The following is a 15,766-nucleotide window of genomic DNA, read 5'->3' on the forward strand; positions in this document are numbered from 1 at the left end:
CCGATCAAATAAATTCGCTAAACATATTTTTCAACCGTTCGAACATACCGGGTTTGGATGAAGCGGTGGTACCCGACTTGCGGCTTGCCGATTTCTTCCCTGTACTTGCTGCTGCTCCTCGTACTCCCATATATTTCGACACGTATTGGATCATTCCTACCCCGCTGCTGTATGCAGGGTCGCGCACACCGATATAATCCGGCGATGCGATACGAACAGATGACTCCAGCTCCGCTTGCGCAAGTGCCAGTGTACCCGGCATCGTAACAGAACCTCCAGTCAGTACGTATCCGTTCACTTTATCCCCATAACCAAGCTTGCGCACTTCTTGACGCACAAGATGGAAAATCTCCTGCATGCGCGGCTCGATAATGCTGGCCAGATCAACCTGGGAAAACTCTTTTTCTACATTGCTTCCCATGCGAGTCACTTTAAACTTTACATCTTCGGCTGCATCGTTTACAAAAGCACAGCCATACTTGAGCTTGATCTTCTCGGCCTGATCCGACTGCGTACGAAGACCATAAGCAATATCGTTCGTTACGTACTCGCCGCCGATTGGCAAAGTCGAGATAGCGGCAAGACTGCCTTGCTCATAGATCGTAATGGTCGTAGAACCTGCGCCGATATCCGTAAGCACGGTTCCGATCGTTTTCTCGTCTTTTGTTAGCGACATGACGCCAGAAGCAAGCGACATCAGGATTACACCAGAAATCCGAAGTCCGGCCTTCTCTACGCAGCGCATCAAGTTATGTATAGCCGTTTTTGCACCTGTTACAATGGTCGCCTCAACCTCTAACCGTACGCCAATCATTCCGCGAGGGTCGGATATTCCTTCCAAGCCGTCAACCAAAAACTGCTTCGGTACAAGATTAATAATTTCTCTTTCAGGAGGAAGCGCAACTACCTTGGCCGCTTGAACCACGCGTTCGATATCTTCCTCTCCTATTTCACGGTCCTCATTGGATACTGCAACTACGCCACGATTCGTCTGAAGTGCTATGTGATTCCCCTGAATCCCAACATAGACGTCTGATATTTGAATGCCAACCATTCTTTCCGCATGCTCGATTGCACTGCGAATCGACTGCACGGTTTGGTCAATATCTACAATAGCTCCCTTGCGAATACCCTCTGAGTCGGCAGATCCAACTCCAATAATATTAATGGTTCCGTTGTTCACTTCACCAATAATAGCACGAACTTTGGATGTACCGATGTCCAAACTGACGATGATGTCGTTACTGCTCAACCCGCGGCACCTCCCGTTTTAACTGATAAAATACACACAAGATAGGGTTATAAACATTCGTCCTTCTACATATTCAACGCCTTTGATATATTCCCTCTTTTTTCAACAAAATTTTCATTTCCCTAATGTTACAGCTGTAGCTCTTATGTTATGAATCCTTATGAATGCTTGATAGTCCTACGAAAATACATTAAATCTGTGAATAAAATTCTACCATTCTTTCTACCTATTGAGTAGTCTCTTTTTGATCAGATTCCATATTTTCTGAAGCATTACTATTAAACGGAACATAAGTGTCCGCGAGCAACATCGTAATCTTACCCGGTTCCTGCGTTTCGATAACCGCATTTAGCGCTTCGATTTTCTCCGGCAGCAAGGACACCGCCGTGACTACTTCAAACTTGGTCCTGGTGTAGATCTTAATCCGATCCGGATATGCCTTCGATGGATCAGGAATAATCTCTGACAAGTCTGACAGCTGCTTTTCCGAGATTTTGCCCAGCTGCTTCGTCAATTCCTCGCGGTTCGGATCATCCGGCTTCCAACCGGAGAGAACGGGCTTGTCCATCAGAAATTCGTCGCTTAATGCCGAAACGTTGGTTCCGTTCGACAGAATGGCGGTCATTTCGCCGCCTGCTGACAATTCAAACGCGACAACGGGAAATTCTTTCACTGTAATTTTGACATTACCGGGGAAGGACTTGGAGACGCTTGCCTCCTCTATCGGCTTCAATGCTTTGATGATACGCTTCTCTGATTGGGACCCAGATACGCCGAAATAAGCGTCCCCTGCGGTAATGCCTGCTGCTGCTTGTATATCGCTTTTGGAAGTATATTGCGCGCCTTCTATTGTTATCGTCGTAATCTTGCTGATTGATGAATTGAAAAATAATACAGATAAGAGAATAACAAACAATAAAAAAAGAACGGCCAGCAGTTTGCGGCTGCCCTTTCTTTTTCGCTCCGGCTCTTTTAATACAGGCACTAGCTCGCTCATAACTTGTCCCTTCCTTCTAAAAAAACATCCGGTCCTCCTTGTTGGCAGGGCCGGTCGTTTCTATCCAGCTGCGATTTGAGTCATCCCCGGTTAATTCTTCGGCACAGGAGAGTAACGCGAAATGCGCGCGCCGAGTCTGCTTAACATCGTTTCAATGCAATCATAACCGCGGTCGATATGATGGATTTGCTCGACAATCGTCTTGCCTTGCGCGGCTAAGCCGGCAATGACAAGCGCTGCGCCCGCCCTAAGGTCGGTTGCTTCCACCGTTGCACCGTACAGACGCGGTACGCCGCGAATAAACGCCGAGTTCAGATCCACGCGGATATCGGCGCCCATGCGGGATAATTCATCCACATGCTTCAGACGTCCCTCGAAGATCGTTTCCTTCAAAATGCTGACTCCGTCCGCAAGCGCAAGCAGCACCATCACCTGCGACTGTAGATCGGTCGGGAAGGCAGGATACGGAGCCGTCACGACTCTTTCTACTGCTCTTGGCCGCCCTGGGCAGCCCACCTTGATTATATCACCGTCGACCAAGATTTGAATACCTGCCCGGCGAAGCACATGAATAAGCGAGGATAAATGCGCTGGATTCGTATTTAATAAAGTGACCTGCCCTCGGGTTGCGGCTGCGGCTACCATAATGGTGCCGGCAACAATTCGGTCCGGAATGACTGTATACGTGCAAGGCGTTAGCGACTGTACCCCTTCGATCGTAATCGTATCCGTTCCGGCACCCATGATTTTCGCGCCCATCGCGTTCAGAAACTTCTGCAAATCCTGAATCTCCGGCTCGCGTGCTGCGTTGCTGATCGTTGTCCGACCTTCGGCGAGCACGGCTGCCATCATAATGTTCTCCGTTGCCCCGACGCTTGGGAAGGCCAGATGGATATCAGCCCCGTGCAGTTTATCCGCACGGCAGATGATCCGGTTGCCGATCTCCTCAATTTCTGCGCCAAGAGCTTGAAGTCCTTCCAAATGTAGATCGATCTTTCTCTCGCCGATTGCGCAGCCGCCAGGCTGATACACCTGTGTTTCACCAAATCTAGCTAATAACGGCCCCATCAAAAAGATAGACGAGCGCATCTGTCCCATTAACGATTCCGGCACATGTGAGGTGTGTGCAGTTTCTGTATTCAGAACAACTGTATCTCCCACATGCTCAGCGCGGCATCCTAGTTCGCGCAAAATGTTAAGCATTACGTCGATATCAAGCAGCCTCGGCACATGTTCTATCGTTGATGTGCCTTCCGCAAGCATACAGGCTGCTAATATTGGCAAAGCGGCATTTTTCGCTCCTTGGATAACAATGGATCCTGAGAGAGGTTTCCCGCCTTCAATCACCAATTTGTCCAATGTATCACCTCCGAATTACCGCTCACCCACCACCAATACTTCCGGTACCAGCCGAACGCCGTAGCGGTCTGCAATCGTACCCTGAATGTGAGTCATGAGGGTGAGAACATCTTCAGCTGTCGCTTGCCCTCTGTTTACTATGAAATTGGCGTGAAGCTCCGAAACTTCCGCTCCCCCGAATCGAACGCCCTTTAAACCCGCCTCCTGAATGAGTCTAGCGGCAAAATCATTGGGCGGATTGCGGAACACGCTGCCTGCGCATGCGAGCTGCAGCGGCTGCGTGCGTAACCGCCGTTCCTGATAAGCAGCGAGTGTAGCCGAAATTTCATTGCGGTCTCCTTCTGCAAGCTCGAACGAAGCTTCTACAACAACGCCCTTCAATTCATGAAGGATAGAGTGGCGGTAAGAGAATTGCATCGCCTCTCGGTCGAATCGTACCAATTCACCTGTTTCCAGCACAATCTCAGCTGATCTAAAAATACGTGACACATCGGAACCATGTGCGCCTGCGTTCATATAGACAGCTCCGCCTACCGTACCCGGGATTCCCCCCGCGAATTCCAGCCCGGTAAGTCCTTCCCTGCCTGACATTCTTGATAATTTTACGAACGAAAACGATGCGCCCGCATGAACGAGCGTTCCTTCAAACCGCACATAATCCAGCCCGTCGCGCGTTTTGACCACAACGCCGCGGATTCCTTTGTCGCTCACCAGCATATTGGAACCGCGGCCGAGATTCGTCCACGGTACACCATGCTTATGAAGCAGGCGGATGGCCGACACGAGCTGATCTTTGCCGTGTGGGATAAACAGAACATCAGCGGGTCCGCCGATTTTCCAGGTCGTATGTTTTGCAAGCGGCTCATTGTACAGGATTTGACCGAGACCTGCTTGTTCCAATTCCGTTATATATGTTTCCATGTTGTCGAACCTCCTTATAGCTTCTTGTTGAGAGAATCAGGCTCCGCTTGCGGCTGCCAGCAACTGGTGCTGTCTGCCGCGGTGCTTGTGACTAACGGCCCGAGCAGGGCGACGGTCACGATTTATAGAGTATCTTATGCCCTCTCCATCTCGAATGTGACAATCGCCTAGGTAACCCGTAAACACAAAAATGGACGTCAGGAGGCCGCCTTAAGAAGGCGGCGCCATGCCGGCCATTTACGCCAATATGTTTTCCCTCGTTATCTTGAATATCGGGATATATTGAGCAAAATGCCAAGAGCGGTAAGCAGCAGCGTCAATGATGATCCGCCGTAACTGATCAGCGGCAGCGTAATCCCGGTTACCGGCATAGCTCCGATAACGACACCGATATTGATTAACACCTGAACGCCTATGATCCCCGTAATCCCTACCGCAAGCAGACTGCCGAATGTATCTGGAGCCGATATCGCAGTTCGGACTCCTCTCCAGACCAAGACCATAAACAGGATAATAAGTGCGGATCCGCCTATAAAGCCAAGTTCCTCGGATATAATGGAAAATATAAAATCCGTCTGCGGCTCCGGCAAATAGCTGAATTTCTGACGGCTCATGCCAAGCCCAAGCCCTACCAGGCCGCCTGGTCCTATCGCGTATAGGGACTGAATGATTTGATAGCCTGTACCTAGCGGGTCTGCCCAAGGGTCAAGGAAGCCCGTAATCCTCTTCATCCTATAAGGTTCGGCAATAACCAGCGCTATAAGTCCAAGCAGTCCGCTTGAACCAAGCAAAGCCAAATGGCTGATTCTTGCCCCCGCCGCGAAAATAAGGATCAGAGCAGCTCCAACCATAACCGCGCCGGACCCCAGATCCGGCTGCAGCATAATCAATCCGAAGGCTAGTCCAACCAGACCAAGAGGCGGCAGCAAGCCTTTCGTAAAATGAGTAATGGTCTGCTGCTTGTCTGACAGCCATTTGGCCAGGAACAAAATCATAGCCAGCTTCATAAACTCGGAAGGCTGTATGCCAAAGGAGCTGATGCCTAACCAGCTTCGGGCACCGCCGCGGACTACGCCGATACCGGGGATAAGCACGATAATAAGCAGGACGAAGCAAATCAGCAGAGCCGCTTTCGCCCAGTTTTTCCATATGAGATAATTCGCGTTCATCGTAAATAGTAACGCACCAACGCCAAGTACGGCAAATATAAGTTGGCGCTTCACATAATAGAATTTATCGCCGAATTCATGGAAAGCGAGCACCGCGCTCGCGCTGTATACCATTACTAATCCAATTGTAAGGATAAGCGCAATCGATACGATCATCCAAACGTCCGGGGCGGACCTGGCTTTGGCCATAGCAAACACACCTCTTGTTTAGCGTAAAGTAGGGACAAGCCCCCTACTTACAAGGTATGCGCCGATTCTTTAAAAATGCGTCCTCGATCCTCAAAGGATGTAAACATATCCCAACTTGCGCAGGCCGGCGACAATAAAACAATATCTCCAGGCTCCGCTAGTCCGGCAGCTTCCCGTACGGCCCTCCGCAAAGTAGACTCGGCGTCCTCCTCAGGTTCGACCAATCGCACATTCGTTAAACCTGCAAGCTCCGCTACCTTCCCCAGCTTCTCTCTTGTTTGACCCAGCGTTACCAATCCCTTCAGCCGGTCACGGAATACGGGAAGAAGCTCCATATAATCGGAGCCGCGGTCAAGCCCGCCGGCGATAAGGATAATAGGCGCGCCCAAGGAGCCAACCGACATCGTGGTTGCCATTGGATTTGTAGCCTTGGAATCATTATAATAATTGACGCCGTTGAATTCGCCTGCATACTCAAGCCTATGCTCTACGCCTCTAAAGCCTTGCAAGGCCGGCAGCATCGCTTCAGGAGCAACGCCTGCTGCCAGGCAGGCAGCAATTGCCGCAAGCGCGTTTCCAGCGTTATGGCGGCCCGGAAGCCCAAGCGCGGATACCGGCAGAATCGCCTGCTCCGTCCCGTCTTCTTTACGCCATACGATCATATGTTCTTTATCCGAATCTTTCCCGCGTTCAAATGGCGGTTCGATGCAGATCCCTTGGTCAAGCCGCACGTAAAGCGAGAACGGCAGCAGCTTTGCGGCCAGTTGGTCAGCAATAGCTCTGCAGGTCGCATCGTCCCAGTTCAGAACGGCAACATCGTCCGCCGTCTGGTTGGCGAACAGCTTCGCCTTCGATGCGACGTAATCCTCCATCCCGCCATGATAGTCCAGATGCGTCTCGGCAATATTGAGCAAGAGAGCAATACGCGGACGGAATGACGAGGTCCCTTTCAGTTGGAAGCTGCTGAGCTCTGCCACGATCCAGTTATCCTTCGTTGCTTCGGCTGCCGCTTCGCAGAGCGGTATGCCGATATTGCCCGCCACGATGGGATTTAAGCCCGCCTCGCCAAGCAGCTTGCCGATCCAGGTCGTTGTTGTCGTCTTACCGTTCGAACCGGTAATTCCGATAATCGGAGCTGCCGACAGCCAATAAGCGACCTCGACCTCCGTTACAATCTCCACGCCATGAGCCTCCGCCTGCTGGACTGGACTTGCGGTGTACGGGATCCCCGGGTTTTTCACCAGCAATGCCGTTTCGCTTGTTACGAGATCGTCCGGATGATAACCGCATAGCACAGAAATGCCCAAAGCAGTTAATTCATCCGCTTCGGGGCATAGTTCACGTTCTTTTTTATCGTTTACAATCACTTCTGCTCCAAGAGCATGGAACACTTTTGCTACGCTCACGCCGCTTCTGGCAAGTCCTAATACAACGACGCGGCGATCCCGATAAGTCGCCGGATGGTTCATAAGTACAACTCCTTTGTATAAGAAGCGGAGCTAGCCGCTTAGTAGTCTTCGTTATGTATAGTCTAGCCCTCTCACCGGGCTTCCATGGAAGCCGGCAAGAGATCAGCCAAACCATTATCATTATACCTTATAGTGCAAGAAGAAGTCCGATTACGGCCAGCAGCAAACCGACCGACCAGAAGGTCGTAACGACGCGCCATTCGGACCAGCCACTCAATTCGAAGTGATGGTGAATCGGGCTCATCTTGAAAATCCGCTTGCCGCGGAGCTTAAACGATCCAACCTGCAGGATGACCGAAAGCATTTCCAGTACAAATACGCCGCCTACAATAACAAGCATAAGCTCCATCTTGGTCAGTATCGCGACGGCCGCGATGCCGCCACCAATGCCAAGCGAGCCGGTGTCTCCCATAAATACTTTTGCCGGATGGGCGTTAAAGATCAGGAAACCAAGCACCGCCCCAACCATTGCCGCGGAGAAAATAGCCGATTCATGCTCGGATACTTGAAGCGCAAGAATGGTAAAGGCGCCAAAGGCAATTGCGCTGGTACCCGACAAAAGGCCGTCCAGGCCGTCCGTAAAGTTCACCGCGTTACTCGATCCGAACAGGATAATAACGACAAACGGATAATAGAACCAGCCAAGATCAAAGCCCCAAGAAGTACCCGGTACCGTGATCATGGTGCTGTGATTCATATTGTACAGCTCCGCGCAAACGATAATGGAGAACAAAAGCTGGCCGAACAGCTTCTGGCGCGCCGTCAAACCGAGCGAACGTTTAAATACGATTTTAATATAATCATCAAGAAATCCAACAAGTCCAAAACCTAATGAAGCCGTAAACAGCACCCAGAAATCCGGGGTCTTATCCGAAAATTTCAAAAAGGCGATAAGCAGCGCAAGCATAATAATAATGCCGCCCATTGTTGGAGTGCCGCTCTTCTTCAAGTGGCTTTGCGGACCGTCGGTCCGGATTTGCTGTCCAAACTTCATGCGCCGGAGAAGCGGAATGAACAATGGTCCAAGCAGAACCGCTATTAAGAATGATGCACCTAATGAAAATAAGATGACCATCGTGTCCATTATCTATCTCACCTCGCTTCCAAAGTTTGGACAATCTGTTCCATGCGCACACCGCGCGAGCCTTTGACCAGGACGAGATCCTGAGGCTCTACTTGCTCTCTCAACCATTCTCCAAGCTTCCCTTTATCATCAAAATGTACAATCGCCGTTCCCTTTGCTTCCGCCGGGAATTGCGACAAAGCCCCTGCCGACGTATGCTCCGACAATGGTCCGAACGTAATGACGGCATCAGCCTTGTCAGGTGTAATATAAGCCCCCGTCTCGAAGTGAAGCGATTCTTCCTCCGGACCAAGCTCCCGCATATCGCCTAGAACGATCCATTTGCGCCGGAAGCCGCTCAGCTGGCCGACTAGATCAATCGCTGCGCGCACGGCGGTCGGATTGGCGTTGTACGCATCATTCAGAATCATTGCGCCGTTATGCGCCTTCACCGGCTGGATTCTCATGCCGGTCAATTCAAGACCGATCAAGCCATTTCGGATATTCTCCTCCGAAATGCCGAACCGGCGTCCAATCGCGATGGCCGCAAGCGCGTTGCTGACGTTATGCTGGCCGGGTACCGGTATGGTGTAAGGCGCTGATACGGTATCCTGCCCTTTGCGCTTAACGGCAAAGGCAGAAGATACGGCGCCAACCTCGATATCAGCCGCCGACCAGTCGTTGGACTCCCCAAGGCCAAAGGTCTGAAGCTGCGTGCCTTCAGGCAAGCTCATTCCGGCAAGTTCTGCCGCAAGCAGCGGTTCATCGCCGTTATAGAGAAGAATACCTCCCGAATGAAGCCCATGCGCAATCTCCAGCTTTGCTTTCGCGATCCCTTCGCGGGAGCCTAGCTGAAGCAGGTGGGCATCGCCGATATTCGTAATCACCGCAACATCCGGACGGGCAATATTCGTAAGCAGCTCAATCTCGCCAAAGCCGCTCATGCCCATCTCAAGGACTGCCGCATCCGTTTCCTCGTCAAGCTGGAGAACGGTTAGCGGCAGGCCAATATGATTATTCAGATTGCCTGCCGTCTTGTGAACTTTATAAGCTGTTCCAAGAACGGCAGCAACCATATCTTTTGTTGTTGTTTTGCCATTGCTGCCCGTAATGCCGATAACACGGACATACAGCTCTTCCCTGTAGGAAGTTGCCAGCTGCTGCAGCGCCTTCAGCGTATCCCTTACAAACAATAGAGGCGCGTCTGCCAGCTCCTGCGGCAATTCACGCTTCGTCTCCCACAAGGCGGCTGCAGCCCCTTGCTGAAGCGCCTGTGCCACATAGCTGTGACCGTCAAAGTTCTCTCCGACAAGCGGAACGAACAGCTGACCCGGCTGAATGCTGCGCGTATCCGTGCTGACGCCGGCAATCCGGACGGGTTCGCCTTTATAGGCTCTTGCGCCGCACATGTCGGCGACTTGCTCCAATGTACGATTGATCAATGTAATAATCCCCTTATCGCTTCTTTTGCCACCAAACGGTCGTCAAAAGGATGCGTAACGCTTCCTATAATTTGATACGTTTCATGACCTTTCCCCGCAATCAATACTACATCTCCCGGGCTTGCCATTTCAACCGCTTTTTCAATCGCGGCGCGGCGGTCAACCTTCAGTTCGTAACGGTCGGAGGTTATTCCGTCCTTCAGTAAACCTGCTTCAATATCCTTCAGAATAAGGTCCGGATCTTCCGTTCTCGGGTTATCGGATGTGACAAGCACGTAGTCCGCGTACCGCGCGGCAATCGAGCCCATAATCGGACGTTTCGTCCGGTCACGGTCGCCGCCGCAGCCAAATACGCATATGATCCGGGGCGGAGCCAGCTCCTTTACGGCACGAAGCACATTCTCCAAACCGTCAGGCGTATGCGCATAGTCCACAACAACGGCGAACTCCTGCCCTGCCTGCACGGATTCAACACGGCCCGGTACGCCGGGAACCGCTTCAAGACTGGCTTTAATCCGTTCTAGCGCAACGCCTTCGATAAGGGCTGCCGAAATGGCTGCCAGCGCATTGTAGACGTTAAACTTGCCGACCATCTGCAACGCAATATCCGTCTTACCGCGGAACGTGCTTACCCGAAACGTTGTGCCCTGCGCGGAAATCCGGATATTGGAAGCCCTAACATCAGCATGGTTGTCGATGCCGTAAGTAATAACTTCAGCTGCTGTCAGCTTGGCGAACTGTTCGGATACAGGATCATCCACGTTGAGAACCGCATAAGCGCGATCTTCTGCTTTTGCCGCGTATTCATTGCCAAGGCGTGAGAAGAACAGTCCTTTTGCTGCCGCATACTTCTCCATGGTTCCGTGATAATCCAGATGATCCTGGGTCAGGTTCGTAAAGACCGCCGTACGGAACCGGCAGCCCTTCACGCGCCCCTGCTCCAAAGCATGCGAGGAGACTTCAATCGCGCAATAGGCCGTCCCCTCCTTGCGCATGTCAGACAAATATTGCTGCAGTTGAAGCGCTTCCGGCGTAGTGCCGGACATCGGGAATGATTTTCCCGCGTAACGCATCTCTACCGTACCGATTACACCGGAGTTTCTATCGTTATCGTTTAAAATCTGTTCGATCAAATACGTTGTAGTCGTCTTGCCATTCGTCCCCGTTACCCCAATCAGATGAAGGGCGTTGCTGGGATGACCGTAAAAATGATCCGCTAAAACCGCCATTGCCAGCCGGCTGTCCTTCACGATCAGCTGAGGAGCATCCAGCTCCAGCTCACGTTCGACGACGAATGCGACTGCGCCTTTGGCTGCCGCTTGAGGCGCGTAAGCATGACCGTCAACCGTATGACCGGGAAGACAAATAAATAGCTGTCCCGGCCCTACTTTGCGTGAATCCGTCTCGATCCCCGCTATTTCCGTATCGCCTGCTCCTGTTAGCCTCGCCGTAATAAGCAGTTCTGCCAATTCGCTTAATCGCATGTTGTTTTCCTCCCGTATGCTGGTCGTTATCTCTCATTATAGTCAAGGAGAATGCATAATATCATCCTTCTTGACTATGGTTAGTCAAGGAGAATGCATAATATCATCCTCCATGACTACGGTAAGTCAGTGGGGATCCGTTATATCATCCTCATCGCCCAAATAAATACGTATCGTAGAACCTTTCTCTACCCTCGCTCCAACTGCCGGAGCCTGGCGGATAACCGTATTGCCCGAACCGGCCGAGGACAAATTGAAGTTCATGTTCATATCCTCGTAAATGTCCGATACCGATTTTCCTACCAGATTAGGAACCGTAACGACCGGCGTCTCGCCAAGCTTATACTTCTTGTCGATCTGTTTGTCGCGAGGAGGCACCTGCAAGATCGTAAGAGCATCCTCCATAATATTACGTACGATAGGGGCAGCCACGACACCACCGAATTGAATGCCTTGCGGATTGTCTACCGCCACATAGATGACGATCTCCGGTTTATCGGCAGGAGCAAAGCCAACAAAGGATACGATATGTTCATTCGGAGAATAACGTCCGTTGATTACTTTTTGCGCGGTACCTGTTTTTCCGCCTACTCTGTAGCCGTCGATAAACGCATTGCCGCCTGTTCCGAGAGCAACGACGCTTTCAAGCGCTTCGCGCACCTGCTTCGACGTGTCCTCCGAAATGACTTTACGGACAGCCTCAGGTTCAACCTGCTGAACCGTCTCGCCGGTCTGCGGATTAATCCATGCCTTGGTTACATGAGGTTTGTACAAGGTACCGCCGTTAATTGCAGCCGATACGGCAGCAATCTGTTGAATCGGCGTAACCGATACGCCTTGACCGAATGCGGTAGTGGCAAGCTCGACAGGACCAACCTTATCCAGCTTGAACAAGATACCGTTCGCTTCGCCAGGTATATCAATGCCTGTTTTTGAACCAAATCCGAAGTTTTTAATATAATCGAAAAGCTTCTCTTTGCCAAGCCGATTTCCAAGGTTTACAAATCCCGGGTTGCAGGAATTTTGCACGACTTCGAGGAAGGTTTGGCTTCCATGGCCGCCTTTCTTCCAGCAGCGCAGCCTAGCTCCGCCAATCTCGACGGCACCGGGATCGAAGAAGGTTTCGTTCTTGAGATCTACCTTCTTCTCTTCGATTGCTGCTGCAAGGGTAATGATTTTAAACGTCGATCCGGGCTCGTAGGTCATCCAGATCGGAAGATTGCGGTTATAGGTTTCGCTTGGATATTCCCGGAAATTAGCAGGTTCATAGGTTGGCCGGCTGGCCATCCCCAGAATTTCTCCCGTGTTCGGGTTCATGGCAATTGCAATAATATCGTCCGGCTGGAGTGCCGTCATGGCCTGATCGAGTTCCCGCTCCATAACCGCCTGTATCTGCTGGTCGATCGTTAATTCCAGTGAAAGGCCTTGCTGCGGCGCTTTATACGTATCCGAAGAATTCGGCATTGTTTTCCCCGATGCCGTGGACAAATAAGAGACATTGCCGTCAATCCCTTTCAGCATGTCGTTATATTTGGCTTCAACGCCGGTAAGCCCTTTATCTACCCCCGTAAAGCCCAGCAAGTGCGCGGCGAGGCTTCCGAAAGGATAATAGCGGTTATTGTCCTCCGCAACAACAACTCCGTTAAGATGCAAATTTCTTACTTGCTGCGCCTTGTCGGTAGTCATTCGTTTCCCGCCTGGCTTCAGTTCTACAATGCTTGTTTTCTTGGAGAGCAGCTTGACCAACGCTTCCTCCGTCATGTCCAAATAAGGCGCAAGCTTGGCAGCTGTCGCCTGTTTGTCCGGAATTTGCACAGGGATAGCCAGCACGGTTGGCGTGCTTATATCATACGCCAGCTTGGTCCCGTTACGATCCAGAATATCGCCACGCTTCGCCTTGTAGGGAATTTCACGCCGCCAGTTATCTTCCGCTTGGGCGGACAGCTTCTCTCCCTGCCACAGCTGAACATAAGAAAGCCGGAAAATTAATCCGGCAAAAGCTGCCACGCTGATTAGAAGTACAATAAACAGCCGGCGACGCAACGTTACATTCGATACCTTCATCCTTTGTTCCCCCTTACGCCTCATCCTTCGGCTGAGCGTACGCTGACGCTCATTCCCAACCTATGAGGGACAAGTGGGGGATAGAACAAGCTATCCATTAATTATTGCGTATTGGCCGTATCGACTTTCTGATCTTCAGCCGAATTCGTTCCTTCATCCGTATTTTTCATGGCATCCTCTACATCGGTGGAATCGGTAGAATCGGTTTGACTATTCGCCCCACCCGTCTGCGGCGAAAGAGTGAGTTCAATAAGACGTTCGCCGTTTTTCGTGACCTGTTTCTGCGAGACGACATAACCTTCGCCCTTAACTGTTACTCGGATGTCCAGCACGGATGCAATTTCGAGCGCGTCGCGCAATGATATACCCGTCATATCCGGGATTTTCAGCTTGTCCCGTTGTTCCGTAATCAAGTATACCTTCTGGGCCGGATGAACGGAGGCTCCCGATGCAGGCACCTGCTGGATAACCTTTGTTCCTCCCCCGACTACCTCAACGTTCAAGCCGCGCGATTTCAATTGCGTTTTTGCTTGAGATACGGTCAGGCTAGCAAGCTTCGGCACGGATACCGTTACTTCTTTCTTCCCATTCTCGGTAACTTTAATATCCGGTGCAATACCCATATGTTTTAAACTCTTGTATACAACATCCTTAAAGGCAGGTGCCGCAACGGCGCCGCCGCCGGCTTTCGGATCGTTAGGCTCGTCAACGACGATATAAAGGACGATCTTCGGATTCTCAACAGGTGCGTAGCCGATAAAAGATACGACGAACTTGTCTTGCGAATATTTTCCGTTAATGACCTTTTGCGCCGTACCCGTCTTGCCGGCTACCCGATAGCCTTCGATATAAGCATTACGGCCGGTACCGATCTCTTGGTCCGATACGACCTGTTCCAGGTATTCGCCCACCTTCTTTGATGCTTCCTGCGAAATGACCTGCCTTACCACCTTAGGCTGCGTCTTTACGGTTGTCTTGGTATTAGGGTCATAAATCTGTTTCACAATATGCGGTTCCATCAGCTTGCCGCCGTTCGCAACCGCCGCAACCGCCGCAATCTGTTGAATGGCTGTAACTTGCACCTTACCTTGACCAAATGAAGCGCGGGCAATATCGGAAGGAATGGATAAGTTCACATTAATCGCACCCGATGCTTCACCGCCAAGCTCGACACCCGTTTTTTGGCCGAACCCGAACCGGTTGATATAATCCATAAGCTTCTCTCCGCCAAGCTGCTCCCAGCCTAGCTTAACGAACGCAACGTTACTGGAGCGCTTTAAGCCTTCCAGATAAGTGATCGTACCCCAACCGACTTTGTTAATGTCTTTTACCGGAGCGCCCGGAACCGCTATGGAACCGGAATGATACGTCGCGTTCGGGTTGAAGATCCCTTCCTGAACGGCTGCAGCCAGCGTTACAATCTTGAACGTTGAACCGGGCTCATACAAGGACTTGATCGAGTGGTTATACGCATTCTCGTAACTCATGTCCCAATAGGTATTCGGATCAAATGTCGGATAATTGGCCATCGCCAGAATATCCATTGTATTCGGATCTGCGGCAATCGCGGTAATACTCTTCGGATGATATTTCTGATTGATATCCTCAAGCGCTTTCTCGACGTAATTCTGAATGTCCATGTCGATCGTAAGAGCTATATCCTGGCCGTCCTGCGCCGGCTTGTATTCCACTTCGCCTTCCGCGAGCTGGACGCGTTTGCCATCCTTTTCGTACTTCAGCTCCCCGTCTTCGCCTTTCAGCTTGTCGTTATAGAAAGACTCAATCCCCGAAGCCGCCTGGCCTTCCTTCGTCACGTACCCCAGCAGCTGCGAAGCCATGGAATGACGAGGATAGTAACGCTTCTGATCTTCAAAGAGGTAAATGCCGACGTCTTTCGTCTTGTATTTATCGTAAAGCTCTTGGCGGAACTTAACGACCTTGTCGGCAAGCTCCTTGTCTATCTTCCAGCCTTCCTCGTGAATCTCGCGCTGCTGATAGTAGTCGCCGTTATCCTTTTGCGCCGTAACGATCTTGAGCAGATCGGCCTCCGGCTTGCCCAGCAATGTATGTAATCCCGCTGCTACTTCGTCGGCGATATTCAGCTTATGAATCATATCGGGGTTTACCGCGATATCGTAAGCAACGGAATCCATGGCGAGCATGTTGCCGTCCCTGTCCGTAATCGTCCCCCTCTTCGCTAAGAGCTTCTCTTCGGCCGCCCATCTCGTCTTGGCCTTTTCGTACCAAAAGTCTCCTTTAACCACCTGCACATAATAGATTCTTCCGATTAGAACAACAAAAAGGAGGGTTATTATCCCTCCAAACAACAACGTGCGAAGTTTAATTCGTTTCACCAT

Annotated in this window: 11 protein-coding genes; all 11 read right to left on the reverse strand. The window is 51.1% G+C overall.

All coding sequences use genetic code 11. The annotated features are described in order from the left end of the window. Positions 1-4 precede the first annotated feature (4 nt). Complete coding sequence (ftsA, locus tag PJDR2_RS19580) at positions 5-1,252, reverse strand: cell division protein FtsA (RefSeq protein ID WP_015845456.1); 1,248 nt, start codon at positions 1,250-1,252, stop codon at positions 5-7. 226 nt (positions 1,253-1,478) lie between these two features. Further along, on the reverse strand, positions 1,479-2,249 hold the full coding sequence (locus PJDR2_RS19585; RefSeq protein ID WP_015845457.1) for a cell division protein FtsQ/DivIB: 771 nt from the start codon (positions 2,247-2,249) through the stop codon (positions 1,479-1,481). 90 nt (positions 2,250-2,339) lie between these two features. Continuing rightward, positions 2,340-3,608 (reverse strand): UDP-N-acetylglucosamine 1-carboxyvinyltransferase, encoded by a 1,269-nt coding sequence (gene murA / locus PJDR2_RS19590; protein WP_015845458.1) that lies wholly within the window; start codon positions 3,606-3,608, stop codon positions 2,340-2,342. Positions 3,609-3,623: 15 nt separating this feature from the next. Then, positions 3,624-4,529: a UDP-N-acetylmuramate dehydrogenase gene (gene murB / locus PJDR2_RS19595; protein ID WP_015845459.1), complete on the reverse strand. Its 906-nt coding sequence runs from the start codon at positions 4,527-4,529 to the stop codon at positions 3,624-3,626. 260 nt (positions 4,530-4,789) lie between these two features. Next, entirely contained in the window at positions 4,790-5,887 is a 1,098-nt protein-coding gene (spoVE, locus tag PJDR2_RS19600) for a stage V sporulation protein E (RefSeq protein WP_015845460.1), read from the reverse strand. A gap of 47 nt (positions 5,888-5,934) precedes the next feature. Beyond that, entirely contained in the window at positions 5,935-7,356 is a 1,422-nt protein-coding gene (gene murD / locus PJDR2_RS19605) for a UDP-N-acetylmuramoyl-L-alanine--D-glutamate ligase (RefSeq protein ID WP_015845461.1), read from the reverse strand. A 127-nt stretch (positions 7,357-7,483) separates the two neighbouring features. Continuing rightward, positions 7,484-8,440 carry a phospho-N-acetylmuramoyl-pentapeptide-transferase gene (mraY, locus tag PJDR2_RS19610; RefSeq protein ID WP_015845462.1) on the reverse strand — a complete coding sequence of 319 codons (957 nt, stop codon included), beginning with the start codon at positions 8,438-8,440 and terminating at the stop codon, positions 7,484-7,486. Positions 8,441-8,448: 8 nt separating this feature from the next. Then, complete coding sequence (locus PJDR2_RS19615; protein ID WP_041613523.1) at positions 8,449-9,861, reverse strand: UDP-N-acetylmuramoyl-tripeptide--D-alanyl-D-alanine ligase; 1,413 nt, start codon at positions 9,859-9,861, stop codon at positions 8,449-8,451. Then, positions 9,858-11,345 (reverse strand): UDP-N-acetylmuramoyl-L-alanyl-D-glutamate--2,6-diaminopimelate ligase, encoded by a 1,488-nt coding sequence (locus PJDR2_RS19620; protein ID WP_015845464.1) that lies wholly within the window; start codon positions 11,343-11,345, stop codon positions 9,858-9,860. Before PJDR2_RS19620 ends, PJDR2_RS19615 begins: the two co-directional genes overlap by 4 nt. A gap of 126 nt (positions 11,346-11,471) precedes the next feature. Then, positions 11,472-13,409, reverse strand: coding sequence for a stage V sporulation protein D (locus PJDR2_RS19625; protein ID WP_015845465.1), 1,938 nt, complete (start codon positions 13,407-13,409; stop codon positions 11,472-11,474). A gap of 101 nt (positions 13,410-13,510) precedes the next feature. After that, the gene (locus PJDR2_RS19630) at positions 13,511-15,766 is read right to left on the reverse strand and encodes a PASTA domain-containing penicillin-binding protein (RefSeq protein ID WP_015845466.1); all 2,256 of its coding nucleotides are present in this window, start codon (positions 15,764-15,766) and stop codon (positions 13,511-13,513) included.

Origin of the sequence: Paenibacillus sp. JDR-2 (assembly GCF_000023585.1) — a bacterium.
In the GTDB taxonomy this organism is placed as follows: Bacteria; Bacillota; Bacilli; order Paenibacillales; family Paenibacillaceae; genus Pristimantibacillus.

Excerpts from the sequence above, each read along its gene's own strand:
- PJDR2_RS19585 (WP_015845457.1), bottom strand. The coding sequence starts at position 2,249 with ATGAGCGAGCTAGTGCCTGTATTAAAAGAGCCGGAGCGAAAAAGAAAG.
- murB (WP_015845459.1), bottom strand. The coding sequence starts at position 4,529 with ATGGAAACATATATAACGGAATTGGAACAAGCAGGTCTCGGTCAAATC.
- spoVE (WP_015845460.1), bottom strand. The coding sequence starts at position 5,887 with ATGGCCAAAGCCAGGTCCGCCCCGGACGTTTGGATGATCGTATCGATT.
- murD (WP_015845461.1), bottom strand. The coding sequence starts at position 7,356 with ATGAACCATCCGGCGACTTATCGGGATCGCCGCGTCGTTGTATTAGGA.
- mraY (WP_015845462.1), bottom strand. The coding sequence starts at position 8,440 with ATGGACACGATGGTCATCTTATTTTCATTAGGTGCATCATTCTTAATA.
- PJDR2_RS19620 (WP_015845464.1), bottom strand. The coding sequence starts at position 11,345 with ATGCGATTAAGCGAATTGGCAGAACTGCTTATTACGGCGAGGCTAACA.
- PJDR2_RS19625 (WP_015845465.1), bottom strand. The coding sequence starts at position 13,409 with ATGAAGGTATCGAATGTAACGTTGCGTCGCCGGCTGTTTATTGTACTT.
- PJDR2_RS19630 (WP_015845466.1), bottom strand. The coding sequence starts at position 15,766 with ATGGTGAAACGAATTAAACTTCGCACGTTGTTGTTTGGAGGGATAATA.